Genomic DNA, 24,318 nt, shown 5'->3' on the forward strand with positions numbered 1-24,318 from the left:
CTGTGGCGACCCGACAGTGAATTTATCTCTGACCAAACGACTGTGGATAGGCTTCGGGCTGATGGCGGCACTGACCCTCATTAGTACGCTGGTTGGCTGGTATAACCTGCGTTTTGTCAGCCAGGTTGAGCAGGCCAATACCCAGGCGCTGATCCCGACCATGGACATGGCGCGCCAGCTCAGCGAAGCCAGCGCCTGGGAACTGTTTTCCGCGCAGAATCTGACCACCGCAGATAATGAAAATATGTGGCTGGCTCAGGGGCGTATGTTAACCGCCCAAAGCCTGAAAATAACCGCTTTACTGAAAACCCTGCGCGAGCAGGGCTTTGACACGTCGGCCATTGAACAACAGGAAAAAGAGATCGCCCAGTCGTTAAGCCATCAGGGGGAGTTGGTTGGCGAACGTCTGAAACTGCGCGATCGGCAGCAACAGCTCAGCCAACATATTGTTGAGGCTACCGCCGACGTTGCCGAAATGGCGCGCGGTCAGGCCAGTAATGCCGCCACCTCGGCGGGCGCTACGCAGGCAAGCATTTATGATTTGATTGAGAGCCATCAGGGGCAGGCGGCAGAACACGCTCTCGACAGGCTTATCGATATCGATCTGGAATATTATAACCAGATGAATGAACTGCGCCTGAGCGCGCTACGCGTGCAGCAAATGGTGATGAATCTGGGGAATAACCAGGCGCAGAATAACCTTGCCGCGCTGGAAACCCAGCTTAATGCCGCCGTCAGAGTGCTTCACCGCCGACAAATACGCATTGAAGATCCGGTGGTACGCACCCAGGTTGCCGGCGCTGTAAATTCGATAAGCCGTTATGTCGATCTGCTGGCCCTGTATCGTCAGGATAATGACATCACCACCCGCTTACAGATCTTATCGCAGAACAATATCGAGCAATTTACCCGTTTCAGTAGCGAAGTGAGTCAGTTGGTAGAAATCATTGGCCAACGCAATCAGACCGGGCTGGCGCATCTCAAACAGACCAGCCAGCGCGGGCAAACGCTGCTGCTGCTGTTAGGTGCGGTGTCATTGTGCTTGTTAATTCTCATTCTTTGGCGCGTAGTTTACCGCTCGGTCACGCGCCCGTTGGCGCAGCAAACCCAGGCGTTACAGCGTCTGCTTGAAGGTGATATTGACTCCCCATTTCCGGAAACAGCGGGCGTTCGCGAACTGGATACCATCGGTCGGTTAATGGACGCCTTTCGCGGTAGCGTTCACGCCCTTAATAGCCATCGCGAACATCTGGCCGCTCAGGTAAAAGCTCGCACCGCCGAGCTGCGTTCTATGGTGTCGGAACACCGGCAGGCGCGGGCAGAAGCCGAAAAAGCCAACCAGGCAAAATCGGCGTTTCTGGCCGCCATGAGCCATGAGATACGCACCCCGCTGTATGGGATCCTCGGCACTGCGCAGTTGCTCTCAGACAATCCCGCTCTGGCGCAGCATCAGGAGAATCTGCGCGCAATCACCGACTCTGGCGAGTCTCTGCTGACCATCCTCAACGATATCCTGGACTATTCCGCCATCGAAGCGGGCGGAAAAAATGTGGCGATCGGCGATGAACCTTTTGAGCCCAGACCCTTGCTGGAAAGTACGCTTCAGCTCATGCACGGTCGCGTTGTGGGTCGCCCGGTCGTGCTGGTTACGGATTTTGCCGACGATGTCCCCGACTCCCTACGCGGCGATCCGCGCCGCATTCGGCAAATCATAACTAACCTATTAAACAACGCGCTGCGCTTTACCGATCGCGGACACATCACCCTGCGTAGCCGATGTAAAGATCAGGACTGGTATATTGAGGTCGAGGACACGGGATGCGGGATTGACTCTGTCCATCAGCGCGATATTTTTCAGCCGTTTGTTCAGGTTAGCGGTAAACGTGGGGGGACCGGGCTTGGACTCACTATCAGTGCCAGCCTTGCGCAGGCGATGCAGGGAGAACTGAGCGTCACCAGTACGCCGGGAGTCGGAAGCTGCTTTCGTCTTCGTCTGCCATTACGGGCTGGCGCGATGCCGGTAGCTAAATCCGTTCCACGTGCCATATCGTTACAGGGTTTACGCTTACTGCTAATCGAGGATAACCCCCTCACGCAGCGCATCAGTACAGAAATGCTCACCCTCAATGGCGCCCAGGTCACCGCTGCCGACAGTGCGGCTGCGGCGCTCACCATACTGCAGCAAGACGCCCAGTATAATGCCGCGCTGGTTGATTTTGATCTTCCGGATATCGACGGCATCACGCTGGCGCAACAGTTAACCCGCGAGTTTCCGACGTTAAAGCTAATAGGCTTTAGCGCACACATCATCGACGAAACGCTAAGCCAAAGAACCAGCCCCCTGTTTCGCGGCGTTATTCAAAAACCGGTTCCACAGGATGAACTCAGTCGGCTCATTACCCATTATCTGCACGGTAACGCCCCTCTCCCGGCTGCATTAGAAAATGACAACCAACGGTTAGATACCCAGCAATTAGCCGGGGATATCCAGCTAATGGGATGGCAAAAGGTGCACGAATGGTTAGCGCTCTTTAAGCAACACACCCTTCCTGTATTAGATGAGATTGACGCAGCGCGCGCAGCATGTGAGTACGAGAAGATAAAACGTCTGGCACATCAGCTAAAAAGCAGCTGCGCCAGCATGGGGATGCGTTCTGCCAGCAGGATGTGCGCAGCGCTTGAACAGCAGCCGCTAGCTGATTTTTCACTCAGAGAGGAAGTACAACTAAGTCTTACAGAAGTGGAAATGTGGTTGGCAAAAGAAAATTTGTCGCGATTAGCAGAAGCTGAACATCAGAAGTGACGTTGAAATGGTACGCCCTGTAGGATTCGAACCTACGACCTACGGCTTAGAAGGCCGTTGCTCTATCCAACTGAGCTAAGGGCGCATTGCGAAGTGATTACTTCATGCAGATGAAACGCGTGAATTATACGGTCAGCGCTTGCTGAGTCAATGCCTTTTGTTTCGGTTGCTGGCGAAGTGTACGAATGTTGATTTTTTCTGCTCGTTCAAAGGTATCCAGGAAATCACCTGGTAACAACTCAGCCCGCAAAACGTCAGATTTAGGGATACATGTATTTAGAATATTTATGATTTTGCTTAACATTCCTTTATCCCCTCTCCAGTGGTCAGGAACTCTTTAATGTTAAGTATCGCCATCAAGGAAGAAAACAGTCACTTCGAACATGGACTGAAAATCATCATCTCCCATCTGGCAAATCAGTGGCATCAGGAGATTAGCTTTTTACCTGTCGAAGATATCGATCGCGCTGAAATCGCGTTTATCTCACTGGATGAAGATTGGCTCAGCGCCGATTGTTACATGGTTCCTGTCCACACCAGGCGCCAACACCGGGTGGTCATCTGTAGCAAAAACGACAAAGATAAGCTGATGTTCCGCCCCTGCCTGTACATGTTGCCACTGATTTATCGGGAAGATGACGTCGACGAGATAACCAAAAAACTGGTCCTCATCCTGCAAAAACGCGCACTGCGCACTAGCGTGCCCGCGACTATCTGCCATTACTGCACCACCCGCAACTTTTCTATCGAAGAACGCCAGTTCTTAATGTTTCTCGCCAGCGGGTATACGTTAGCCGAAACGGCTCATCTGCTCTCAGTCAGTGATATCCAGGCCAAAGCGACCCGCCGCAGCATTATGAAAAAGCTGCATGTGAAAAACGATCAGCAATTCTTAAGATACATCCGCGCACATCTGAACTTTCTGCAAAATTAGACGGGGTATCTTTGCCTAATTTTTATTGAGAAATATCTCATCATGGATTAAGCATCGGCTCCTACTGTACCTGGCTTCAGGCTGCGAGAATAATCCGGCCATACTATTTCCGGGGTAACAGAAAGACACACCCGGTAATATTTTATCTAATCTCAGAGAGAGGTTGAACTGGATAAAACGATCTTTTGGGCATTGAGTAAGACATCAGAAAACTTCCGGCAGATTATTCTGATGGAGTACGCAATTGCCAGTCTGATGATTGTTGAAGCACTGAAACCCAACGGCACAAGTCAACTCACCTTTGCGCTGACAAAAGTTTGGTTCAGGGATGCCTGTAGTCAGCAATTTATCCAGACCTGCCGCAACAGAAATGGAATGGAAAAGGATGCACAGTGCAAAACGCCGGGACCGCTATCGCCGTATACGAAACGCTAACTGTAGCTGGCAATTTCCCCACTGTACCTCACAGGTATTTGACCGGATCGAGTATCTGGCACAAAAACTCGAATACACCTTACCGGACGGCACTATATCTCAGGCGATAATTACGACAGACTACTATCTGGCCTATGCGCTGAGTCGACATTTATTCTCAGGTACTCGCACGGCGATCTTCCAGAGCGTTGAATCGACCTTGCTCAGCATGCAAGAGCCGGTAATTAGCCAGTTAGTGATTGACATTGAAAGCTTAACAACCCCTTATTTCGATATACTTGAAAGCCTGCGCCAGCTAATTAAGAAGCATAATGACATCCAAATCTTCATAATGCTTTCCAGTCGCGATGAAGACCTCACTACATTTATTTCACTGTCCGGTCCATTTTATATCTTGCCACGCAATTTGCGCCTCCCCGAGATGCGCCATGCCTTATTATCTCCGGTTCTTAACTATATTCATTCCAGGCGTATAAATCAGCTCGACTGGGAGCTGATTACCTTACTATTACAGGGTAACTCCTTAAAAAAGATTGCATTGTTACAGGAACAACCCTACCACCGCATCATCTATCGCCTGAACCAGTTGATTACGCGCCTTGGATTACCCAGCAGGCAGCGTTTTTTGCATCTGATACACCGTCTCAACGTTACCTCTCCCCATTTAATTTAACACCATAACTCATTGTGCTATAAGATTTTTTAGGAAATTACTTATTATTGAATAAGAAAAAAGATCTAATTTTTACAAATATTTAATATTTACAACTATTCCTGGTATTATGCCTGGAGGCACACTCACACTTAACCTTACTGATCCTGTGCATTTCAATAAAAAATAGTCCTATTGCAGCCTTAACAAAACTTAAACAATTGGTTTATTGTGTCGTTTTTACTGTTTAAAAAAAATTTTCAATCTGCCATAATTCGAACCACAGATAAATAATACCAATAGTCATTAACACATCTGGATCTTTCAGAATATCCTAACTGACATTAACAACCAGGATGTTGTAAGTCTTTTCCGAATGAGCAGAGCAGGTATAATCCCCACAGTTTCCTGATTAATTGTTAGTTTTCCCGGTGTGAAATGGATTTTCCACAAATTCATTGTTCTGCAGAAGAACAACCGAATAAACAAGGATGAAATAATATTTATTCGGCTCTCCCTCAGAACAATTCTTGGCTATTTGACAATATTATAACGCCTGATGTTTTATCAAATTCGCAAGATACGCAAACAGTTTGAGGCATACAACAATGAAACCAGCATCCGTTATCATTATGGACGAACACCCTATTGTCAGAATGTCGATAGAAGTACTACTCGAGAAAAACAGTAATATTCAGGTAGTGTTGAAAACCGATGACAGCCGTACGGCAATAGAACATCTGCGCACGTACCCGGTCGATCTTGTCATCCTGGATATTGAACTGCCTGGTTCTGATGGGTTTACATTACTCAAAAGAATAAAGTCATTGCAGGAGAAAACTCGGGTACTGTTTCTGTCCTCAAAATCCGAGTCGTTTTATGCCGGGCGTGCTATCCGGGCCGGTGCAAATGGGTTTGTCAGTAAACGAAAGGATCTCAATGATATCTACAATGCGGTAAAAATGATTTTATCAGGATATTCCTTTTTTCCTTCGGATACCCTTAATTTCATTAACAATATAAATGCACAAAAAGGCGTCTTACATGACATGCCGCTCTCTAACCGTGAAGTTACCGTTTTGCGTTATCTGGCAAACGGGCTATCCAATAAGGAAATTGCTGAGCAGTTGTTACTCAGCAATAAAACGATTAGCGCTCACAAGGCTAATATCTACTCCAAGCTCGGGTTGCACACCATCGTTGAGCTGATCGATTACGCAAAAATGCATGAATTAATGTAATAACACTCCCGGCGAGATTTCGTTCGGGAGTGTTTTGTTAGCGCATTGATTAGTTATAGTTAATCATGAACGTGGCATCAGCCCTGGCAATGCCAGGCTGAACCCCAGCAGCTAACGCGATATAGTTTGCGAAAAAGGTCAGCGTGGCATTGCCGTTCTCATCAATCCCCACCGTCTGGCTGGCCTGTTCGAGCGGCAATCGCGTACGGTCGCTGTCGTGCAGTTCGATCGCCACCTTTTGCGCCATCACCGCATCATCAAGCGCCAGCAACGTCGTGCCCGGGGCCGGAGTTCCGGAAAACGTTATCGAAGCGGAACCCGGCGGGCAGCCTTCTAGCTTCAGCGTAAACGCGACCGGTTGAGTAGTATCTCCGCTGGTCTGAAGCTGCTTGGTCGGCCAGGTGCCTAGCTCCACCGACTTATTGCTGTCGCTGGCAATTACCGCGCAGGTAAAGTCCACCACGTTTCCGCGCAGTTCAATATTGATTTCCCCCAGCGACGAAGCGGCATGGCACAACGAGCTGAATGTCAGCAGGCACACCATTGCCAGGCGTTTCCCTGCGGCTGGCGTTTGCTTGTTAGTCATAATCCACTCGCAGATAGCCACGGGCTGTAAAAGGTCCTTCGGTAGGCTTATTACCCGTTACGCTGACCGGCCATGTTCGGATCCCCACGCTCGCCGCGGCGTTATCATCCAGTTGAAACGGGATAGTGCTGGACAGATTATTGGGCGTTAGCGGTTTACCGCTGCTGTCGGCGACAATAAAACCTAAATCCGGGTTGTCAGATACCATCATTTGCCCGGTGGCTTTCTCGGCCTCTACACGCATGGTTAAGTAGGCCTGTGCAGCGACGTTGGTGCATTTTATCGCCACCGTTTTGGTCTGCGGATTGATGCCTTCAGGCCGGTTTCCCGCCCCCGCCTTGCTAAACAGCGATGCGCCAATATCACCAAAATCAAACTCGACAATCTGCCCGGCGTTTACTTCGCAGTTTTGTGGAACCTCCACCTTGCCGCTGTAGCTGATGGTATAAACCGGCACGCTTAGTGCATCTCCGGTACTGGTCGTGACATAGACGCTGAACATCGTCTGCCGCGGAATCGGCACCATGTTAATAAACGGGCGGATTACTTTGAGCTTAAACACCAGCTTTGAATCCATCACGCCAAAAGGCTGCTGCTTAGGTACGTTAGGGTGAGTCCCCATGCGAATGTAATTACGTGGGGGATAAAATAACCCGGCATAGCTATCGGTTATGCTCATGGCCCCCAGCAGGTAGTCATTGAGCTTCAGATACTGGAAGCCGCCTTCGGTACTTTGAACCGGAAGTTCAGTGACATAGCTTCGATAGGTGTAATTTACCGTTGTCCCGGCCGGACAGGTGGCATTCACGCCAATCCAGCCAGATTTTTCCGGTAACGTCACCACCTGTCCCGGCTGGTTGTTACTACTGTTGAAGACATTCGACAGATCGTAAAAAACATCCGTTGGCGTGCCATTCGAGTTTTGGCAGACCGTCGCCCAGGACGAATGGGCCATCAGCAGTAAAGCGCTTCCCAGTAACAAACCCGTTTGTCGTTTCATCGTATTATTCCTGTCGTGCTGACGGAGATTCGCACGTCACGTTCGTGAGCGTTACCGCTTGTTTCAGGCTCTCCTCTGGCAAGGCATAGCGCGCCACGCAGCGCGCGTTTGCGCCTTCCCCCCATTGGATCAACAACTCGCCTTTTAGCGGCAAGCCGCTCAGGTAGATTTGCCCGTCTTCACCCACCATGCTGGTCACGCCGCTGGTGTTTTCACGCACGACGGAGCCAAACGGCACTGGTTTACCGGCATGTTTGGCGGTAATCAGCGCCCGCACACCGATTCGTGTATCAAACGCCGCCCGCACCAGCGCCCCTTGCGTTGGCACTACGCTACTGACGTTATTCTCCACATCGGTATTGTTGTTCATGGAATTGGTGTCTAACGCGACGCGGTTATAGCGATAGACGGTGGCATATGGCATCACCGCGTATCCGCGCCAGTCGGTTTGAACGCCGGTCTGGTTCTCTATCCGTACACCCTGCGCACCCGGCGCTTTAATCAGCACGTTGGTATCGCCCAGAGGCTGACTGAGCGTAATGCCGTCCGCATGCCCCACTACGCCGCCGGAGAACTGCCAGTTGTAGTCATGCTGGTCACGGTCGTAGTTGTAACCCACGCCCAGCGTACCGTAGGCCGCCTGCCAGTTGGCGCTGGCATTTCCGCTATAGCCATTGGTGCTGCTGTGCCCCTGATTCACGCTGTAGCTCAGATTGCGCCCATCCAGCAACGTACCGCCGATCCCGCTCTGCCAGCTGTTCTGTCCGTTGCTATTACGGTTGGCATTAAAGGTGGCGTAGGTGCGATCGAGGGCGTTATCACGCGAGTAACGCCGTCCGCTCAGCAGGCTGAACGGTACAGACATATTGAACGCCAGAATACGATCGGTGTCGGAGATGCCAACCGATTCATTCCACGACCAGGAGAGTGAATAGCTAATCCCCTGCCAGCCGCTGGCATAGCCCAGTTGATACCAGGTATTGGTGTCTGAAGTATTCCAGTACGTCTGCTGACTACCCGAGATATACAGCGATCCGTAATCCCCCAGATTCTGCGAAATGTTGATCTGGAAACGGCCCTTTTTGCTGTAGCTCAGGTTGTGGTAACTCGTCACATTGGGCACGTCGTGGCGATTGCCCTCACTGTCGTATTCGTACTCATAGCCTTCCATACTGCGATACGCCACATCGTCGAGGGTATAGAAGCCACGCGTTGAGTAGCGATACCCCAACAACTGGAAGTTAGTGCCAAAATTGTTCAGCGATTTCGCATACAAGAAACGCAAAGACTGCCCCTGGTGCGTACTGTCATCCGCCAGTTGGCTGCGCGCATGGGTGAGATCGACAGAAACCGCCCCCCAGTCCCCCAGGTTTCGACCGGTGCCTAAAACCACCGCGGTGTAACGTGAGGCCAACTGCGTACCACCGTATGCGGTATAGCCCTCTGGTAACCCGGCAATTAATGTTCCCTGGAAAAAGAACGGTGAAGATTGCTGGCTATTGCCGCTGCGAAAATCCCCGGCGACAACGTCATATTTGAAACGCCCTTCTCGTTGTAATAAGGGAACGGTGGAGTACGGCACCGTATAGCGTTGCTGGCTGCCGTCCTTCTCATCCACCGTGACCTCAAGATCACCGCTGGATGACGTTGGGTTGAGATCGGTTATCGAGAAAGCGCCGGGTGAAACATAGCTTTGATAAATCACATAGCCATTCTGACGAATGGTCAGTTTCGCTGCGGTACGCGCAATGCCGCGAACGGTAGGCGCGTAGCCCTGTAAGCTGTCGGGATACATACTGTCTGAGGAATAGAGCCGCGCACCGCGAAACCCGACGCTGTCAAAAACGTCGTTGCCAGTGTTGCTGTCGCCCATCACCAGTTCGCCCTTCAGCGGGATAATTGCGCGCTGAAGCCATGTACCGATGTTTTTCCAGCTTTGTGAGTGGTATCCGTCGCCCTTGGAGTAGCTCCACGCACCGTTGTTTCTCAGCCGCCAGGGGCCATAGTTCAGACCACTGAGCATACTGAGGAAATAGCTGTCAGTATCACTGCCACGGCTGCCGGTAAAGCTGTAGTTAACCAGCGCGGCCGGGATCCCTTCATCCCACTCTTCCGGTGGAATATAGCCGCGCGCGCTGTTTAACATTGACGCCTGTGGCAGGCTGACGTTTAAGCGCAGGGTAGAAAAATCAAACGCAATCTCGCTGCCGGGAATCGCCTCAGGTAGATTGATACAGGTATCGTTCGGATCCTTACTGAGTGCCGGAAACGCGGCGATATTGACGCCAAGGCGCTTCACCCAGTCGAGTCCAAAGCACGGCATCAGCCCACCGGACTTCTCCCCGGCTTTTGCCGCACTGGTAGTAAAACGAATATCCTGAGTGGCAACAAACTCATCGTTGCGCCAGATATCCACGCGATAAACGCCTTCAGGCTGGTGATTGCCTTTTTCAAAACGTGATAAATCCGCCACGGTTGCCGTATCCGCAGATAAAAAGGCCGGATTAAAATAGCTTTCCCCATAGCTTAGAGAGGGAAAGAGCGCCGCCAGCGTGGACAACGCCACCCCCGCCAGCGGTGGCGTAACCCCCGGTAACAGGCCAGGAAAATACGTTGTCTTATTCATCGTTATCTCAACGCACACTTACCGTTTTGGCCGGGGTTACAGCGCCATAATCATTGACCGTCTGGAACGTAACGTTGCCCTGAACGCCCGTGGGTAGCAGGACCTGCGCATCGCTTTTCGGCGCAACCATCACGTTATCGACCTTCGTTTTCCCCACATTGAGATTGACCAACGTGACGTAGTACGCTGACGGATTGTTGATTTTCAGGTGGTTGCCGGAGCGAGCAAACGTCAGCATCCCGGGCGCATCTTCCGGGATTTGCGGCAGATTATTCGGACGAACGAAAAGTTTGATGCGTGACAGAATCGCCAGTTGCAGAACGTTTTTGCCCTCAAGGCTGTTTTTATTGACTGACGGAATGGCTTTTACGTTCATCCAGAACAGCGACTCACGGTCTTTGGGCAACGGTTCACCGGCATAGATGATACGCAGCGTGTTTTCGCTTTTGGGTTCACTGACAAACAGCGGAGGCGTAACCACAAACGATTTTTCTTTAGCACCTGCGCTATTCTCAATCCATGAATTAACCAGGTAACGTTCTTTGGTATCGCTATTGCTAATAGACAGGGACGTTTGTTTGGCATCGGCCGGATAAATAACGCGAGTGGCGCCTAATGCAATGCCTCCGGCAGCCTGAACACTGGCAGCAGAAAATAAGGCCAGTAAAAGGATAAAACCTGATTTTAGATAATTAAACATAGCTAAAAATACCTTTGATGCGATTATCGTTGGGAAATAAATCAGGGATAAACCAACGTAAACCACACGTCTGAGCGAAGCGTTCCCGGCGTTATATTTTCCGAGACAGCCCGATAGCGGGCAGTGAAATGAAACGTCATCTCTTGCGTTATAATCGGCACATAATGAAGCGGCAGGGCATTCGGTATAATTTGCCGTTGGCGCTCGTCAAATAACGCCAGGCCAATCCCCGAAGCCGCAGACGCATCGCCGCTGGCAAGAAAAACCTGCGGATCTTCCGCTGGCGTCACGCCCGCAAACGCAATCCCAACATGGTCATAAACATCGGAGCTGCACGACGTTAAGCGCAGTGAAAACGGTACGCTGGTAGAGGCGAAGCTTCCCGTCCCAGAGAAAGCATTGGTGCGATACTGCCCCATTTGCACCCGCATATCCTGACTGTCAGTGGCGACCGTACAGGCGCCGTTGACGAGCTGTCCCCGTAAGTGGACGCGGCCACTTTCCAGTATTACCGTATGTGAAAGCACAGGCATTACGCACAGCATTCCCGCCAGCGCCACGCCTTTCCCTATCATCTGCCGCATCCTTCATCATCCCCGGATATTGCCTCATCCATTGAGGCGAACGTCATCCTTGCGCAAATCAAAACGGCTTATTCGTACTTCATGATGAACGTCGCGTCGGCATTTGCCTGACCCGGCGTTGCGCTTGCGGCAGTGGCTTTGTAACGCGCAGAGAAACGCAGGGTGTTGGTCCCTTCTACCAGCGCCTGAGCGGTAGAGAAGGTTGCGCCATCCGGCTTCAGCGCGGTGGACGTATTGTCCAGAATTTCAATCCCAACACCGCCTGCAGTGGTACCGTTGTCTGCAGAAGTGACGGCCAGCAGGTTGTTATTGGTAATATCGGACTGGCCTGAGAAAGCAACGGCTGCGGTTGCGGCAACGTTCGGGTCACAGTCGTTCAGCACGATAGAGAACGGAATTTGTGCTGTAGTGTCACCCACTGCGGCAAAACTGGCAGTACGATACTGGCCTAACGTCACAACCTGATCAGATGACTGAGTACTGACTGCACAGGCTGCATTGACCAGTTCACCTTCAAAATGCACAGTACCGCCGCTAACGCTTACCGGATCGGCTGCAACCGCTGCACCGGCGACTAACATCAGGCTGGCAATAACAGAAGAGGTCATTAATTTACGTTTCATGGATTTCCCTTGAATTACACACATCCGGCTCCAGCATCCTGCGGGATCCGTTTGAATCATTATCGACATTAAATGTCAGGCTAATTATCTCTGCATCCTGTAAAGATATATATCGCATGAGAATTAGCTAACCTTTTACCCCAATTCTCCTGAGTATTTGATTCACTAATTATTCCTCGCGAATATGACTATTCGTCACAGCGATAAATTAAACATTTCAATTAATGAAAAATACCTGCAAATCCTTTTAATGACCCTAGCTAATTCTTAATGGGACCTAGGAAAAATCTGGGTGGGAATGAGGTAAAATCCCTCATAATTAACCGTAACAGACTGGTTTGTGGCGCATTACCCCTGAATATACCAGGGTGATGAGTTGTTTCATTCACGTTAATTTTAATTAGCATGCTCATTAATTATCCGTAAGGCTTAAGCCTCTGTACTGACCCCATTCGCAGATCGTGACGCCCCCTGGCGCACGTAAAAATGCAAACGAAAACTGACAGCACGTCCCGCTTCTGACAAAATAGCGGCATCCCCTTCGATTTAACGTAACAGACGGAATCCTCTCTCTGATGGCAGCAAAGATTATTGACGGTAAAACGATTGCGCAGCAGGTGCGCTCTGAGGTTGCTCAAAAAGTTCAGGCGCGTTTAGCGGCTGGATTACGCGCCCCAGGCCTGGCTGTTGTGCTGGTAGGTAGCAACCCGGCTTCGCAGATTTATGTCGCGAGTAAACGCAAAGCCTGTGATGAGGTGGGGTTTGTCTCCCGCTCCTATGACCTGCCTGAAACCACCAGCGAGGCAGAGCTGCTCGAGCTGATCGATACGCTCAATGCAGATACCACCATCGACGGTATTCTGGTCCAGCTGCCGTTACCTGCGGGTATCGACAACGTTAAAGTTCTCGAGCGTATTGCGCCGGATAAAGACGTTGACGGTTTCCACCCGTATAACGTTGGTCGCCTGTGCCAGCGTGCGCCGCGCCTGCGCCCATGTACTCCGCGCGGTATTGTGACTCTGCTTGAGCGTTACAATATCGACACCTACGGTCTGAATGCGGTCGTTATTGGCGCGTCGAATATTGTTGGCCGCCCGATGAGCATGGAGCTGCTGCTGGCTGGCTGCACCACCACCGTCACCCACCGGTTCACCAAAGATCTGCGTCGCCATGTAGAGCATGCAGACCTGCTGATTGTTGCCGTCGGCAAACCTGGCTTTATTCCCGGCGAGTGGATCAAAGAAGGTGCGATTGTGATTGATGTCGGCATCAACCGTCTGGAGAATGGTAAGGTTGTTGGCGATGTGGTCTTTGAAGATGCTGCCGCACGCGCGTCATACATCACGCCGGTACCCGGCGGCGTAGGCCCAATGACGGTCGCCACACTTATCGAAAACACGCTGCAGGCGTGTGTTGAATATCATGATGTAAAGGACGTTTAAGATGGCCACATTTTCACTGGGTAAACACCCACACGTTGAACTCTGCGATTTACTGAAGCTGGAAGGCTGGAGCGAAAGCGGCGCCCAGGCAAAAATTGCTATTGGCGAAGGGTTAGTGAAGGTCGATGGTGCGGTAGAAACGCGTAAACGCTGCAAAATCGTTGCAGGACAGACAGTCAGCTTTGAAGGCCACAGCATTAACGTCGTGGCGTGATCCCAGGTGCCGGATGAGGTTAACCCCTGTCCGGCCACTTCCTCTCTCCTTTTCAGATAATGACTTCATCACCACTTCACAGTGAACTGTTAGCATGTTGTTTTTCCACACGAAGCGATCATCATGCCAACAATCGTTACCCACGCTGCCGTTCCTCTCTGTTTAGGATTAGGTCTCGGGCGTAAAGTCATCCCCCCGCAATTACTGTTTACTGGCGTCATTCTGGCTATGTTGCCGGATGCCGACGTACTGTCGTTTAAGCTTGGCGTCGCCTACGGCAACGTGTTTGGTCACCGCGGTTTTACCCATTCGCTGCTGTTCGCCTTCGTGGTGCCGCTGCTCTGCGTATGGATGGGTCGACGATGGTTCAAGGCAGGCTTAATTCGCTGCTGGCTATTCCTGACGGTTTCACTGCTGTCGCACAGCCTGTTGGATTCGGTCACTACTGGCGGCAAAGGCGTCGGCTGGCTGTGGCCGTGGTCGGATGAACGCTTCTTTGCACCGTGGCAGGTGATTAAAGTCGCCCCGTTTGCGCTATCACGCTACGCCACACCATACGGGCACCAGGTGATAATTTCGGAGTTGATATGGGTATGGCTACCGGGAGTTATGATGATGGGTGTGCTGTGGTGGTATCGGAAATATTAATTTGCCGGATACAACAAGCGTCTTATCCGACCGACATTCGTACATTGATTGCCGGACAGGGCGCGAGCCGCCATCCGGCAATCAATATCATTACTTACGGCGCCAGGTAGTGCCCTGCGGGCCATCTTCCAGCACGATACCCATCTCATTGAGACGGTCACGCGCGGCGTCAGCTGCCGCCCAGTCTTTGGCTTTACGGGCATCCAGACGCTGCTGGATTAACGCTTCAATTTCAGCAACTTCACCGTCATCCGCCTGCGCTCCGCTTTGCAGGAATGCTTCAGGCTCCTGTTCCAGCAGGCCCAGCACGCTGGAAAGCTTACGCAGATGCGAAGCCATACCGTTAGCCGCCGCCATATCTTCACCCTTAAGGCGGTTAACCTCACGCGCCATATCAAACAGCACGGAGTAGGCTTCCGGCGTATTGAAGTCATCGTCCATCGCTTCAATGAAGCGTGCTTCAAAGGCTTCGCCACCGGCTGGAGCAACGGACTTATCGGTGCCGCGCAGCGCGGTATACAGACGCTCCAGCGCAGAACGCGCCTGCTTCAGGTTCTCTTCGCTGTAGTTTAACTGGCTACGGTAATGACCAGACATCAGGAAATAGCGAATGGTTTCGGCGTCGTAGTATTTCAGCACGTCACGCACGGTAAAGAAGTTGCCCAACGATTTGGACATTTTCTCCCGGTCAACCATCACCATCCCGGAGTGCATCCAGTAATTAACGTATTCACCGTCATGCGCACAGGTGGACTGAGCGATTTCGTTTTCATGGTGCGGGAACATCAGATCCGAACCACCGCCATGAATATCAAAATGGTTGCCCAACTGTTTGCAGTTCATCGCCGAACATTCGATGTGCCAGCCAGGACGACCCGCTCCCCACGGAGACGGCCAGCTCGGCTCGCCTTCTTTGGACATTTTCCACAGCACGAAGTCCATCGGGTTGCGCTTCACATCAACCACATCAACGCGTGCGCCCGCCTGCAGTTGATCCAGATCCTGGCGTGACAGCTGACCATAGTTCGGGTCAGTCGGCACGTCGAACATCACGTCGCCGTTATCAGCGACATAAGCGTGACCTTTGGCAATCAGCTGTTCAGTGATTTCAATAATCTCAGCGATATGGTGCGTAGCGCGCGGCTCCAGATCCGGGCGCAGAATATTCAGCGCGTCGAAATCGCTATGCATTTCCGCGATCATTCTGTCGACCAACGCCACAAAGCTCTCACCATTTTCATTCGCGCGCTTGATGATTTTGTCATCAATATCGGTAATGTTGCGCACATATTTCAGCTTATAGCCGAGGAAGCGCAGATAGCGCGCGACAACGTCGAAAGAAACGAAGGTACGTCCGTGGCCAATATGACAGAGATCGTAAACGGTAATACCACACACGTACATGCCGACTTCCCCGGCATGAATAGGTTTGAATTCCTCTTTTTGGCGCGTCAGTGTATTAAAGATTTTTAACATCGAAGATTCCGTGTAGACGTGTGTGGATAGTAAAGTCTGTATAATACCCATAATTTAGACCGGAAGCAGCACACTTTGCGAGGTGATCGCAGCTTGCGGTTATGCTATAACACACCCCTAACTCTGACCCTTCACGGGGTCGAAGCACCAATCTATCGGAACAGGATGCAAAAATGGTTACTTTCCACACTAATCACGGCGATATCGTAATCAAAACGTTTGATGATAAAGCGCCTGAAACAGTTAAAAACTTCCTGGACTACTGCCGCGAAGGTTTTTACAACAACACCATTTTCCACCGTGTTATTAACGGTTTCATGATCCAGGGCGGCGGTTTCGAACCGGGCATGAAGCAAAAAGCCACGAAAGAAGCGATCAAAAACGAAGCGAACAACGGTCTGAAAAACACCCGTGGTACGCTGGCGATGGCGCGTACTCAGGCTCCGCACTCCGCAACCGCACAGTTCTTCATCAACGTTGCAGACAACGACTTCCTGAACTTCTCCGGCGAAAGCATGCAGGGTTGGGGTTATTGCGTGTTTGCCGAAGTTGTTGAAGGCATGGACGTGGTTGATAAAATCAAAGGCGTTTCCACTGGTCGCAGCGGTATGCACCAGGATGTGCCAAAAGAAGACGTCATCATCGAAAACGTGACCGTCAGCGAGTAATCGTGACGACACTGTTTATTGCAGATCTTCACCTCTGCACAGAAGAACCGGCGATCACCGCCGGTTTTCTGCGTTTTTTAGCCGGTGATGCGCGAAAAGCTGATGCACTGTACATTCTCGGCGACCTGTTTGAAGCCTGGATTGGCGACGACGACCCAACCCCACTGCATCATGAAATAGCCGCGGCGATAAAATCACTGGTTGATTCCGGCGTTCCCTGCTTTTTTATTCACGGCAACCGAGATTTTCTGCTCGGCAAACGTTTTGCCCGTGAAAGCGGCATGAGCTTGCTGCCTGAGAAAAAAGTACTCAACCTGTATGGCCGCAAGGTATTGATCATGCATGGCGACACTTTGTGTACAGACGATGCAGGCTATCAGGCGTTTCGCGCCAAAGTACATCAACCCTGGCTACAGAAGCTGTTCCTCTCCCTACCTCTGTTCGTTCGCCAACGTATCGCCGCGAAAATGCGCGCCAACAGCAAAGCGGCCAACAGCAGCAAGTCACTGGCGATCATGGATGTGAATCCGCAGGCCGTCATCACCGAGATGGAAAAGCATCAGGTCCAGTGGTTAATTCACGGCCACACCCACCGCCCGGCAGTCCACGAACTTACGGCCAATGAGCAACACGCTTTCCGCGTGGTATTAGGCGCATGGCACACCGAAGGGTCGATGATCAAAGTCACGCCAGATGACGTTGAACTGATCGCATTTCCGTTTTAATTCCGCAGATATCCAGTTCCTCTTTACACAAAACTCGTTGAGATGCAGCCAGCTACAGAGGCTGCCTGAAGGGTGAAGTGTAAAGCGCGCAATCGTTTTCCTTGACGGCGAATTATGCTATTCTCTGTGGCCTCAAAAGTCGAGTGTAGTGCATCACAGGAGTTTTCAGACGCATGTCTTCCCGCAATAACCCGGCGCGTGTCGCCATCGTGATGGGGTCCAAAAGCGACTGGGCTACCATGCAGTTCGCCGCCGAAATCTTCGAAATTCTGAACGTGCCGCATCATGTTGAAGTCGTCTCCGCCCACCGCACCCCTGACAAGCTGTTTAGCTTCGCCGAAAGCGCAGAAGAGAACGGCTATCAGGTGATCATTGCCGGTGCGGGTGGCGCTGCACATCTGCCGGGCATGATTGCGGCGAAAACGCTGGTGCCTGTTTTAGGCGTCCCGGTGCAAAGCGCGGCGCTGAGCGGCGTAGATAGCCTTTACTCCATCGTACAGATGCCGCGCGGTATTCCGGTCGGAACGCTGGCTATCGGCAAAGCGGGCGCGGCAAATGCGGCCCTGCTGGCAGCACAAATTCTGGCAACACACGACAAAGTATTACACCAGCGTCTGAACGACTGGCGCAAAGCGCAAACCGACGAGGTGCTGGAGAATCCGGACCCGCGAGGTGCGGCATGAAGCAGGTCTGCGTACTCGGTAACGGTCAGCTAGGGCGCATGCTGCGCCAGGCCGGTGAACCGCTGGGCATTGCGGTCTGGCCCGTCGGGCTGGATGCCGAACCAGCAGCGGTCCCTTTTCAGCAAAGCGTGATCACCGCTGAGATTGAGCGCTGGCCGGAAACGGCACTCACCCGCGAGCTCGCGCGCCACCCGGCGTTTGTCAACCGCGACGTTTTCCCGATTATTGCCGACCGTCTGACGCAAAAGCAGCTTTTTGACAAGCTCGGCCTGGCAACTGCGCCGTGGCAACTGCTGGCGGATAAAAGCGAATGGCCTGCAGTATTCGACAAACTCGGTGAGCTGGCGATCGTGAAACGTCGCGTCGGCGGTTACGACGGTCGTGGGCAGTGGCGTTTGCGCGCAAATGAAACCGAACAACTGCCGGACGACTGCTACGGCGAGTGCATCGTTGAGCGGGGAATCAACTTCTCTGGTGAAGTCTCACTGGTTGGCGCTCGTGCGCACGACGGTAGCACCGTCTTCTATCCGCTGACCCATAACCTGCACCAGGACGGCATTCTGCGCACCAGCGTGGTCTTCCCGCAGGCTAACGCCAAACAGCAGAAACAGGCCGAAGCGATGCTCTCTGCCATCATGCAGGAGCTGGGCTATGTCGGCGTGATGGCGATGGAATGTTTCATCACCCCGGAAGGTCTGCTGATTAACGAACTGGCTCCACGCGTGCACAACAGCGGGCACTGGACGCAAAACGGTGCCAGCATCAGCCAGTTTGAGCTGCACCTGCGCGCCATTACCAACCTGCCGTTACCCACGCCGGTAGTGAACACTCCTTCGGTGATGGTAAATCTGATTGGTAGCGACCTGAACTATGACTGGCTGAAACTGCCGCTGGTGCATCTGCACTGGTATGACAAAGAGGTGCGTGAAGGGCGTAAGGTGGGACACCTGAACCTGAGCGACAGCGATACCGCGCGTCTTAGTGCGACGCTGGAAGCGCTTATCCCCCTGCTGCCGCCGGAATATGCCAGCGGTATTATCTGGGCGCAGTCAACGCTGAAATAAGCCATTAATGCCGGGGATTTGATTTTATCCTTCCCCGGCCCCTCCTCTGGCGCGTAAAATCCCCTCCATTGCTGTTTTTGTATTTTCAGGATCACACATGAACGATGGAACGGACTATCGCGCAATTTTGCTCGCTGGTACGCCTATAATCGATGTACGCGCCCCCGTCGAATTTCTGCAAGGCGCAATGCCGGGCGCAATCAACCTTCCCCTAATGAACGATGACGAACGTGCCGCCGTGGGTACCTGTTATAAACGTCAGGGACCCGAGGCAGCCCTCACGCTCGGCCATCAACTGGTCTGCGGCGAGACTCGCCAACAACGTATGAAGGCCTGGCTGGATGCCTGTCGTCAAAATCCTGCGGGTTATTTATGCTGCGCGCGCGGCGGTCAGCGTTCGCACATTGTGCAGCAGTGGCTGCACGAGTCCGGGATTGACTACCCGCTGATACACGGCGGCTACAAAGCCCTGCGTCAGGCGGCGATTCAGCTGACGGAAGAATTAGTGCAAAAGCCGATCGTCTTAATTGGCGGCTGTACCGGGAACGGTAAAACGCAGCTGGTGCAACAGCAGCCGAACGGCGTGGATCTCGAAGGTCTGGCGCACCATCGCGGTTCCTCGTTTGGTCGCACCGTTGAACCGCAGTTGAGTCAGGCGAGTTTTGAAAACCTGCTGGCGGTCGAAATGCTCAGAACCGACAGCCGTCAGGATCTGCGTCTGTGGGTACTGGAAGATGAAGGCCGCATGATCGGGGCTAATCATCTGCCTGAGTGCCTGCGTGAACGCATGACCCAGGCATCTATTGCAGTGGTGGACGATCCTTTTGAGCGTCGTCTGGAGCGACTGCGCGAAGAGTATTTCGTGCGGATGCACCACGATTTTACCCATGCTTATGGCGAGAGTCAGGGCTGGCAGGAGTATAGCGAGTATCTGCACCACGGCCTGTTTGCTATTCGCCGCCGTCTGGGTTTACAACGTTTTGCCGAGCTGACCGCCCTGCTCGACGTGGCTCTGCGCGAACAGCAAGCGACGGGCAGTACCGACGCCCATATGGGCTGGCTGGTACCGTTGCTCAACGAGTATTACGACCCGATGTATCGTTATCAACTGGAAAAGAAAGCCGCGAAAGTCGTCTTTCGCGGCACATGGCAGGACGTTGCCGACTGGCTTAACGCACAGTGATCAGTGTCTGTCGCGCTTATCCGCGCGTTTCGCCAGCCAGTCGCCCAGCACCTGAACGACCTGCACCAGAATAATCAGCGCCACCACGGTGACGATCATGACCTGGGTTTCATAGCGGTAATAACCAAAGCGAATCGCCAGGTCGCCTACCCCACCGCCACCAACGATTCCGGCCATCGCGGAGTAACCGATCAGACTCACCAGCGTTATCGTCAACCCACGCAGCAGACCCGCGCTCGCTTCAGGTAACAGAACGGTGCAGATGATACGCATCGGGCTGGCGCCAAAGGCTTCCGCCGCTTCAATAATGCCTTTATCGACTTCACGCAGTGCGCTGTCGACCAGACGGGCATAAAAAGCGATTGCCGCCACCGAGAGCGGGACCGACGCCGCAATCGGCCCAATGGTATTTCCGAGTAAAAACTGAGTGAGCGGCAGCAGCAGCACCAGCAGGATCACAAACGGCACCGAACGGATGATATTCACCAGCACGGAGCTGAGCAGATACACAAAACGGTTTTGCCAAAATAAATGCCGGTCGGTGACGAAAATAAGAAAACCGAGCGGCAGACCGCCAATAATCGCCAGCACCGTAGAGATACTTAGCATCTGAAAGGTTTCATTAAACGCCAGCGTCAAATCAGGCAATAAATCATCCACGAATCACCTCCACCTGTGCCGTGCGTTGACGAATATGTTCCACGGCGACATCCACCGCAGAAGGGTTATGCGGCGCGGTCAGTTGCACCACCAGAATCCCCAGCGCACGCTCGCCGATATATTCAATTTTGCCGTGCAGAATGTTCACCGCCACACCAAATTTAACCGCGACTTCTGACAACACTGGCTGTTCCGCCGAATCGCCGATGAACAGAATTTTCAGCAACTGGCCAGGCAAATGCTGGCGCAAGCGTTCGGGTAGCGTCAGATTGAGGGTATGCGACACCAGTTGCTGCGTGAAAGCGTGCTGCGGGTGAGCAAAAACGTCAAACACCTCACCGGACTCCACCACCTTGCCGCCGGACATCACCGCCACACGATCGCAAATCGATTTGATCACGTTCATCTCGTGAGTGATCAGCACGATCGTGATCTCCAGCTGTTGGTTGATCTGCTTAAGCAATGCCAGAATAGTGGCCGATGTTTCCAGATCCAGCGCAGAGGTCGGTTCATCACACAGCAGCACATCGGGGTGATTGGCAATCGCACGGGCAATACCAACGCGCTGCTTTTGCCCGCCGCTGAGCTGCACAGGAAAGCGGTTCGCCTTGTCAGACAGCCCCACCAGCGTCAGGATTTCGCTGACGCGTGGGCCAATTTTACTGCGCTCCCATCCGGCAGCCTTCAGGCTGAAAGCGACGTTTTGCGCCACGGTACGGGTATGCATCAGATTAAAATGCTGAAAAATCATCCCAATACGCTGACGGGCTTTACGTAGTTGCGCCCCTTCCAGCGCGGAAATTTCTACGCCGTTAACCTTTACGCTTCCCAGGCTTGGTCGCGTTAAGGCGTTCAGGGTGCGCAGCAGCGTGCTTTTCCCCGCGCCGCTGGTCCCGACAATGCCAAATATCTCGCCTGCGCCTATGCGCAAGCTGACGTCATCAACCGCCCGGGTTGATGGTCCACGGCCTGCGCTAAAATCCACGCAAACCTTTTCTATCTCAATCATAGCCACCTCAGAAATGCGAAAAGGGCAGTCGCCGCTGCCCCTGTTAACCTTGTGCGCAGCGATTATTGGGCTGCCGACATCCATTCCGGTTTCTGGAAGGCGCTGTAGATATTTTGCGGATCGTCGATCACCGCGCGATACGCCGGAGATTTCACCGCCGCCACAATATCTTTCGCGAACGGTTTATCCGCATCTTCACTGCGTACCGCTATGATATTTTTCAGATTTTCGTCCAGATGCTCTTGCTTGATGGCACTGGCGAGATCCAGTTTTGCCGCCACAGCAAAGTTACCGTTGACCAGCGCGCCGGTCACACCGTCCAGGGTACGTGGCAGCTGTGCCGCTTCCAGCGGTTTAAACACCAGCCCTTTCGGGTTGCTGGCGATATCGCGCTCAGAGGCTTTAGTCGGATCGATAGTGTCTTTGATGGTAATAAGGCCAATAGACTGCAGGAAACGCAGACCGCGAGCCAGATTGGTTGGATCATTGGAAAGCGTGATCACATCCCCTTTTTTTAACTCATCCAGGCTTTTGATTTTATGTGAGTAAAAACCCATCCCGGCCGTCGGGACCACAATCAGCTTGCTCAGCTTCAGTCCTTTATCAGCGGTGAATTTGTCAAAGTAGAGCGAGTGCTGGAACAAGTTGGCATCAATACTGCCGTTGGAAAGCGCCATGTTCGGCTGCACGTAGTCGCTGAATTCGCGCACCACTACCTTATAGCCTTTCTCTTTCAGCGTAGGGGCAATGGCCTGTTTCACCATATCGCCGTACGGACCAGGTGCGACGCCAAACACGATGGTATGCGGGTCACTGTTCGCATGAGCAAGTTGTAATCCACAGGCCAGTAACAGCGCTCCGGTCGCGACGCGTAAACTCTGACGCAATCCCATAATTTCTCCATTTTAACGTTGTGGTGTCATGTCTCACGCCGTTCTTGCGGCGTTGTTCTTGTTGGCCTGTTAACAGGCTGATTGTTAACATGACACAGATCACAACCTGCTGTCCTTGAAATTATTTCATGATGTTGCGGGATATGTCGTTGAATGTACGTTGAAGGTACTAATGTGTTTTTCAGCAAAGGATAGTAAAAAACCGGATAACCTTCTGGTTACCCGGTTTTGGCAGGGAAATTGACTTAGAAATCGTAACGCAGACGAACCAGGTTCATATCACCCAGATTGTCGGTGCTGGAGGTGAAGACGTGTTCGTAATCCACACGGAAACCGTAGTCCAGCTGGAAGCTGATACCCACACCATTGTCGGTACGCAGGTAGTTACGACCATTCACGTATTCAATACGGTCGCCCATAACGTAGGGTTGAACGGATTTCAGCGCATACTGACCAACCGGGAAGGTGTAACCCGCAAAGTATTCCAGACCCCAGGCATCACCGGCAAAGTAATCGTTAACAGAGACTTTTTTGGTGGTCATGAAGTTTTGATACCAACCGCCGCCCATCGAGAAGGTCCAGTTGTCCGGTTTCCAGCTCAGCGCGGTACCGACGATGTTTTGATCGTAGGTTTTGCTGGTGTCGCCACGCATTTCCGCGCGGGTGTAGTTCCACGCCGTACCCCAGGTCAGGTCATCAGTGATGTGATAATCCACACCCAGCGAGCCACCGCCTTTACGCTTGTAGCGCAGACCGTTGTTCGGGTTGTAATCATCGCTGAACAGATAAGATGCGTAGAGATCAACATCGCCAACCGTTTTCTTATACTTCAGTGATTTACGCGTACGATAGGAACCGTCATAGTCGCCATTGATACCGTTACCTGGTGCCTGACCGATCATGTCGTAGTCCCAGATATCCGTTTTCGCACCAACCACATCATAGTAAATGCTGTTCTGTTGACCGAAGGTCAGCGTACCCCAGGTCGCGCTCTTCAGACCGGTGTACAACATACGACGCGTGGTATCGTTGGCGCCGTTAGCATAGTGATTATCCCAGTTGAACATTGCCGGGAAGTTCACGCCCAGCTCGTAATAACTCACCCAACTGATGTCATCAAACAGATAGTAATCAGCGGCGAAGCGGAAACGCGTCCCGCCGTCGAAGCCATTACGTTTGTAGCCATTCTTACCATCGTCACCGGCCATATTCTGGAACTGCGGACGAATACTCCCGCCAACGGTGAAGTTAAGACGGCTCAGCGGGTTGCCCGCCTGTGGATCTTGTTTCAGGACCGTGATTTCCGCCTGGGAGGCGAACGTCGTTATTGCCACTGCTGCGCCGATCGATACCGCCAGCGCCGTTTTTTTTATAGTCATTATTTGTACCTTGATAGATAGCCTGCCAATTATTCAGCATACAAATATTAACGTTTATTAATACACTCGTGTTGTCGGGTTTTTATTGTT

General features: G+C 52.3%; 24 protein-coding genes and 1 tRNA gene. 12 read left to right on the forward strand and 13 right to left on the reverse strand.

What is annotated here, in order from left to right; genetic code table 11:
- Nucleotides 1-16 precede the first annotated feature (16 nt).
- Nucleotides 17-2,803: a TMAO reductase system sensor histidine kinase/response regulator TorS gene (torS, locus tag HV243_RS18420; protein ID WP_181603862.1), complete on the forward strand. Its 2,787-nt coding sequence runs from the start codon at nt 17-19 to the stop codon at nt 2,801-2,803.
- A gap of 8 nt (nt 2,804-2,811) precedes the next feature.
- On the opposite strand, the gene HV243_RS18425 is transcribed toward torS, so the two are convergent.
- Together HV243_RS18425 and HV243_RS18430 are read right to left on the reverse strand one after the other, a co-directional pair.
- A tRNA-Arg gene (locus HV243_RS18425) sits at nt 2,812-2,888 on the reverse strand.
- A gap of 39 nt (nt 2,889-2,927) precedes the next feature.
- Nucleotides 2,928-3,107 carry a hypothetical protein gene (locus HV243_RS18430; protein ID WP_016152134.1) on the reverse strand — a complete coding sequence of 60 codons (180 nt, stop codon included), beginning with the start codon at nt 3,105-3,107 and terminating at the stop codon, nt 2,928-2,930.
- Nucleotides 3,108-3,143: 36 nt separating this feature from the next.
- Here HV243_RS18430 and fimW point away from each other — a divergent pair, with 36 nt between their 5' ends.
- The 3 genes from fimW (at nt 3,144) to fimZ (ending at nt 6,065) form a co-directional block, all read left to right on the forward strand.
- Nucleotides 3,144-3,737 carry a fimbria biosynthesis transcriptional regulator FimW gene (gene fimW, locus HV243_RS18435; protein ID WP_016155913.1) on the forward strand — a complete coding sequence of 198 codons (594 nt, stop codon included), beginning with the start codon at nt 3,144-3,146 and terminating at the stop codon, nt 3,735-3,737.
- A 385-nt stretch (nt 3,738-4,122) separates the two neighbouring features.
- Nucleotides 4,123-4,845 carry a hypothetical protein gene (locus tag HV243_RS18440; protein WP_053389936.1) on the forward strand — a complete coding sequence of 241 codons (723 nt, stop codon included), beginning with the start codon at nt 4,123-4,125 and terminating at the stop codon, nt 4,843-4,845.
- A 587-nt stretch (nt 4,846-5,432) separates the two neighbouring features.
- Nucleotides 5,433-6,065, forward strand: coding sequence for a fimbria biosynthesis transcriptional regulator FimZ (fimZ, locus tag HV243_RS18445; protein ID WP_016152131.1), 633 nt, complete (start codon nt 5,433-5,435; stop codon nt 6,063-6,065).
- 49 nt (nt 6,066-6,114) lie between these two features.
- Here fimZ and sfmF read toward each other — a convergent pair whose 3' ends face one another.
- From sfmF to fimA, 6 genes are all read right to left on the reverse strand, one after another.
- Complete coding sequence (sfmF, locus tag HV243_RS18450) at nt 6,115-6,651, reverse strand: fimbria assembly protein (RefSeq protein ID WP_046276058.1); 537 nt, start codon at nt 6,649-6,651, stop codon at nt 6,115-6,117.
- Entirely contained in the window at nt 6,644-7,606 is a 963-nt protein-coding gene (fimH, locus tag HV243_RS18455; RefSeq protein WP_230675908.1) for a type 1 fimbria D-mannose specific adhesin FimH, read from the reverse strand. The genes sfmF and fimH overlap by 8 nt, the downstream gene beginning before the upstream one ends.
- Before the next feature lie 49 nt (nt 7,607-7,655).
- Nucleotides 7,656-10,277, reverse strand: coding sequence for a fimbrial biogenesis usher protein (locus HV243_RS18460; RefSeq protein WP_053389937.1), 2,622 nt, complete (start codon nt 10,275-10,277; stop codon nt 7,656-7,658).
- 7 nt (nt 10,278-10,284) lie between these two features.
- A complete protein-coding gene (gene fimC, locus HV243_RS18465) occupies nt 10,285-10,977 on the reverse strand; it encodes a type 1 fimbria chaperone FimC (protein WP_065554225.1) in 693 nt (230 codons plus the stop codon).
- 41 nt (nt 10,978-11,018) lie between these two features.
- The gene (fimI, locus tag HV243_RS18470) at nt 11,019-11,552 is read right to left on the reverse strand and encodes a type 1 fimbrial protein subunit FimI (RefSeq protein ID WP_019076203.1); all 534 of its coding nucleotides are present in this window, start codon (nt 11,550-11,552) and stop codon (nt 11,019-11,021) included.
- Between the two features lie 77 nt (nt 11,553-11,629).
- The gene (gene fimA / locus HV243_RS18475; protein ID WP_032946983.1) at nt 11,630-12,184 is read right to left on the reverse strand and encodes a type 1 fimbrial major subunit FimA; all 555 of its coding nucleotides are present in this window, start codon (nt 12,182-12,184) and stop codon (nt 11,630-11,632) included.
- A 575-nt stretch (nt 12,185-12,759) separates the two neighbouring features.
- On the opposite strand from fimA, the gene folD reads away from it, so the two are divergent.
- The 3 genes from folD to HV243_RS18490 all read left to right on the forward strand — a co-directional run bounded on the left by folD (nt 12,760) and on the right by HV243_RS18490 (nt 14,488).
- The gene (gene folD / locus HV243_RS18480) at nt 12,760-13,626 is read left to right on the forward strand and encodes a bifunctional methylenetetrahydrofolate dehydrogenase/methenyltetrahydrofolate cyclohydrolase FolD (RefSeq protein WP_003021887.1); all 867 of its coding nucleotides are present in this window, start codon (nt 12,760-12,762) and stop codon (nt 13,624-13,626) included.
- Nucleotide 13,627: 1 nt separating this feature from the next.
- A complete protein-coding gene (ybcJ, locus tag HV243_RS18485) occupies nt 13,628-13,840 on the forward strand; it encodes a ribosome-associated protein YbcJ (RefSeq protein ID WP_016152124.1) in 213 nt (70 codons plus the stop codon).
- 123 nt (nt 13,841-13,963) lie between these two features.
- Nucleotides 13,964-14,488: a metal-dependent hydrolase gene (locus HV243_RS18490; RefSeq protein ID WP_046276061.1), complete on the forward strand. Its 525-nt coding sequence runs from the start codon at nt 13,964-13,966 to the stop codon at nt 14,486-14,488.
- A gap of 90 nt (nt 14,489-14,578) precedes the next feature.
- Here HV243_RS18490 and cysS read toward each other — a convergent pair whose 3' ends face one another.
- Nucleotides 14,579-15,964 (reverse strand): cysteine--tRNA ligase, encoded by a 1,386-nt coding sequence (gene cysS, locus HV243_RS18495; RefSeq protein ID WP_006685638.1) that lies wholly within the window; start codon nt 15,962-15,964, stop codon nt 14,579-14,581.
- A 173-nt stretch (nt 15,965-16,137) separates the two neighbouring features.
- Here cysS and ppiB point away from each other — a divergent pair, with 173 nt between their 5' ends.
- From ppiB to mnmH, 5 genes are all read left to right on the forward strand, one after another.
- On the forward strand, nt 16,138-16,632 hold the full coding sequence (gene ppiB, locus HV243_RS18500) for a peptidylprolyl isomerase B (RefSeq protein ID WP_003021875.1): 495 nt from the start codon (nt 16,138-16,140) through the stop codon (nt 16,630-16,632).
- Between the two features lie 2 nt (nt 16,633-16,634).
- Nucleotides 16,635-17,357, forward strand: coding sequence for a UDP-2,3-diacylglucosamine diphosphatase (lpxH, locus tag HV243_RS18505; RefSeq protein WP_053389385.1), 723 nt, complete (start codon nt 16,635-16,637; stop codon nt 17,355-17,357).
- A gap of 173 nt (nt 17,358-17,530) precedes the next feature.
- Nucleotides 17,531-18,040 carry a 5-(carboxyamino)imidazole ribonucleotide mutase gene (purE, locus tag HV243_RS18510; protein WP_053389384.1) on the forward strand — a complete coding sequence of 170 codons (510 nt, stop codon included), beginning with the start codon at nt 17,531-17,533 and terminating at the stop codon, nt 18,038-18,040.
- On the forward strand, nt 18,037-19,104 hold the full coding sequence (gene purK / locus HV243_RS18515) for a 5-(carboxyamino)imidazole ribonucleotide synthase (RefSeq protein ID WP_047358033.1): 1,068 nt from the start codon (nt 18,037-18,039) through the stop codon (nt 19,102-19,104). The genes purE and purK overlap by 4 nt, the downstream gene beginning before the upstream one ends.
- A gap of 97 nt (nt 19,105-19,201) precedes the next feature.
- Nucleotides 19,202-20,287, forward strand: coding sequence for a tRNA 2-selenouridine(34) synthase MnmH (gene mnmH, locus HV243_RS18520; protein ID WP_016152118.1), 1,086 nt, complete (start codon nt 19,202-19,204; stop codon nt 20,285-20,287).
- On the opposite strand, the gene HV243_RS18525 is transcribed toward mnmH, so the two are convergent.
- The 4 genes from HV243_RS18525 to HV243_RS18540 all read right to left on the reverse strand — a co-directional run bounded on the left by HV243_RS18525 (nt 20,288) and on the right by HV243_RS18540 (nt 24,228).
- Entirely contained in the window at nt 20,288-20,947 is a 660-nt protein-coding gene (locus HV243_RS18525; RefSeq protein ID WP_003831085.1) for a methionine ABC transporter permease, read from the reverse strand. It abuts the gene before it with no gap.
- Nucleotides 20,940-21,956: a virulence-associated ABC transporter ATP-binding protein SfbB gene (gene sfbB / locus HV243_RS18530; RefSeq protein WP_181603863.1), complete on the reverse strand. Its 1,017-nt coding sequence runs from the start codon at nt 21,954-21,956 to the stop codon at nt 20,940-20,942. The genes HV243_RS18525 and sfbB overlap by 8 nt, the downstream gene beginning before the upstream one ends.
- Before the next feature lie 62 nt (nt 21,957-22,018).
- Nucleotides 22,019-22,849, reverse strand: coding sequence for a MetQ/NlpA family ABC transporter substrate-binding protein (locus tag HV243_RS18535; RefSeq protein WP_016152116.1), 831 nt, complete (start codon nt 22,847-22,849; stop codon nt 22,019-22,021).
- A 245-nt stretch (nt 22,850-23,094) separates the two neighbouring features.
- Nucleotides 23,095-24,228, reverse strand: coding sequence for a porin (locus HV243_RS18540; RefSeq protein ID WP_053389383.1), 1,134 nt, complete (start codon nt 24,226-24,228; stop codon nt 23,095-23,097).
- Between the last annotated feature and the right edge of the window lie 90 nt (nt 24,229-24,318).

It is taken from the genome of Citrobacter sp. RHBSTW-00599 (assembly GCF_013784065.1).
Classification (GTDB): Bacteria; Pseudomonadota; Gammaproteobacteria; order Enterobacterales; family Enterobacteriaceae; genus Citrobacter; species Citrobacter braakii.

Bases quoted from the DNA above. Each gene is read 5' to 3' on its own strand.
- cysS (WP_006685638.1), bottom strand. From the start codon at position 15,964: ATGTTAAAAATCTTTAATACACTGACGCGCCAAAAAGAGGAATTCAAA.
- HV243_RS18430 (WP_016152134.1), bottom strand. From the start codon at position 3,107: ATGTTAAGCAAAATCATAAATATTCTAAATACATGTATCCCTAAATCT.
- ybcJ (WP_016152124.1), top strand. From the start codon at position 13,628: ATGGCCACATTTTCACTGGGTAAACACCCACACGTTGAACTCTGCGAT.
- fimI (WP_019076203.1), bottom strand. From the start codon at position 11,552: ATGATAGGGAAAGGCGTGGCGCTGGCGGGAATGCTGTGCGTAATGCCT.
- fimH (WP_230675908.1), bottom strand. From the start codon at position 7,606: ATGGCCCATTCGTCCTGGGCGACGGTCTGCCAAAACTCGAATGGCACG.
- HV243_RS18535 (WP_016152116.1), bottom strand. From the start codon at position 22,849: ATGGGATTGCGTCAGAGTTTACGCGTCGCGACCGGAGCGCTGTTACTG.
- purK (WP_047358033.1), top strand. From the start codon at position 18,037: ATGAAGCAGGTCTGCGTACTCGGTAACGGTCAGCTAGGGCGCATGCTG.
- fimW (WP_016155913.1), top strand. From the start codon at position 3,144: ATGTTAAGTATCGCCATCAAGGAAGAAAACAGTCACTTCGAACATGGA.
- sfmF (WP_046276058.1), bottom strand. From the start codon at position 6,651: ATGACTAACAAGCAAACGCCAGCCGCAGGGAAACGCCTGGCAATGGTG.
- HV243_RS18540 (WP_053389383.1), bottom strand. From the start codon at position 24,228: ATGACTATAAAAAAAACGGCGCTGGCGGTATCGATCGGCGCAGCAGTG.
- fimA (WP_032946983.1), bottom strand. From the start codon at position 12,184: ATGAAACGTAAATTAATGACCTCTTCTGTTATTGCCAGCCTGATGTTA.
- folD (WP_003021887.1), top strand. From the start codon at position 12,760: ATGGCAGCAAAGATTATTGACGGTAAAACGATTGCGCAGCAGGTGCGC.
- mnmH (WP_016152118.1), top strand. From the start codon at position 19,202: ATGAACGATGGAACGGACTATCGCGCAATTTTGCTCGCTGGTACGCCT.
- fimC (WP_065554225.1), bottom strand. From the start codon at position 10,977: ATGTTTAATTATCTAAAATCAGGTTTTATCCTTTTACTGGCCTTATTT.
- ppiB (WP_003021875.1), top strand. From the start codon at position 16,138: ATGGTTACTTTCCACACTAATCACGGCGATATCGTAATCAAAACGTTT.
- HV243_RS18490 (WP_046276061.1), top strand. From the start codon at position 13,964: ATGCCAACAATCGTTACCCACGCTGCCGTTCCTCTCTGTTTAGGATTA.
- HV243_RS18440 (WP_053389936.1), top strand. From the start codon at position 4,123: ATGCACAGTGCAAAACGCCGGGACCGCTATCGCCGTATACGAAACGCT.
- sfbB (WP_181603863.1), bottom strand. From the start codon at position 21,956: ATGATTGAGATAGAAAAGGTTTGCGTGGATTTTAGCGCAGGCCGTGGA.
- HV243_RS18460 (WP_053389937.1), bottom strand. From the start codon at position 10,277: ATGAATAAGACAACGTATTTTCCTGGCCTGTTACCGGGGGTTACGCCA.
- purE (WP_053389384.1), top strand. From the start codon at position 17,531: ATGTCTTCCCGCAATAACCCGGCGCGTGTCGCCATCGTGATGGGGTCC.
- fimZ (WP_016152131.1), top strand. From the start codon at position 5,433: ATGAAACCAGCATCCGTTATCATTATGGACGAACACCCTATTGTCAGA.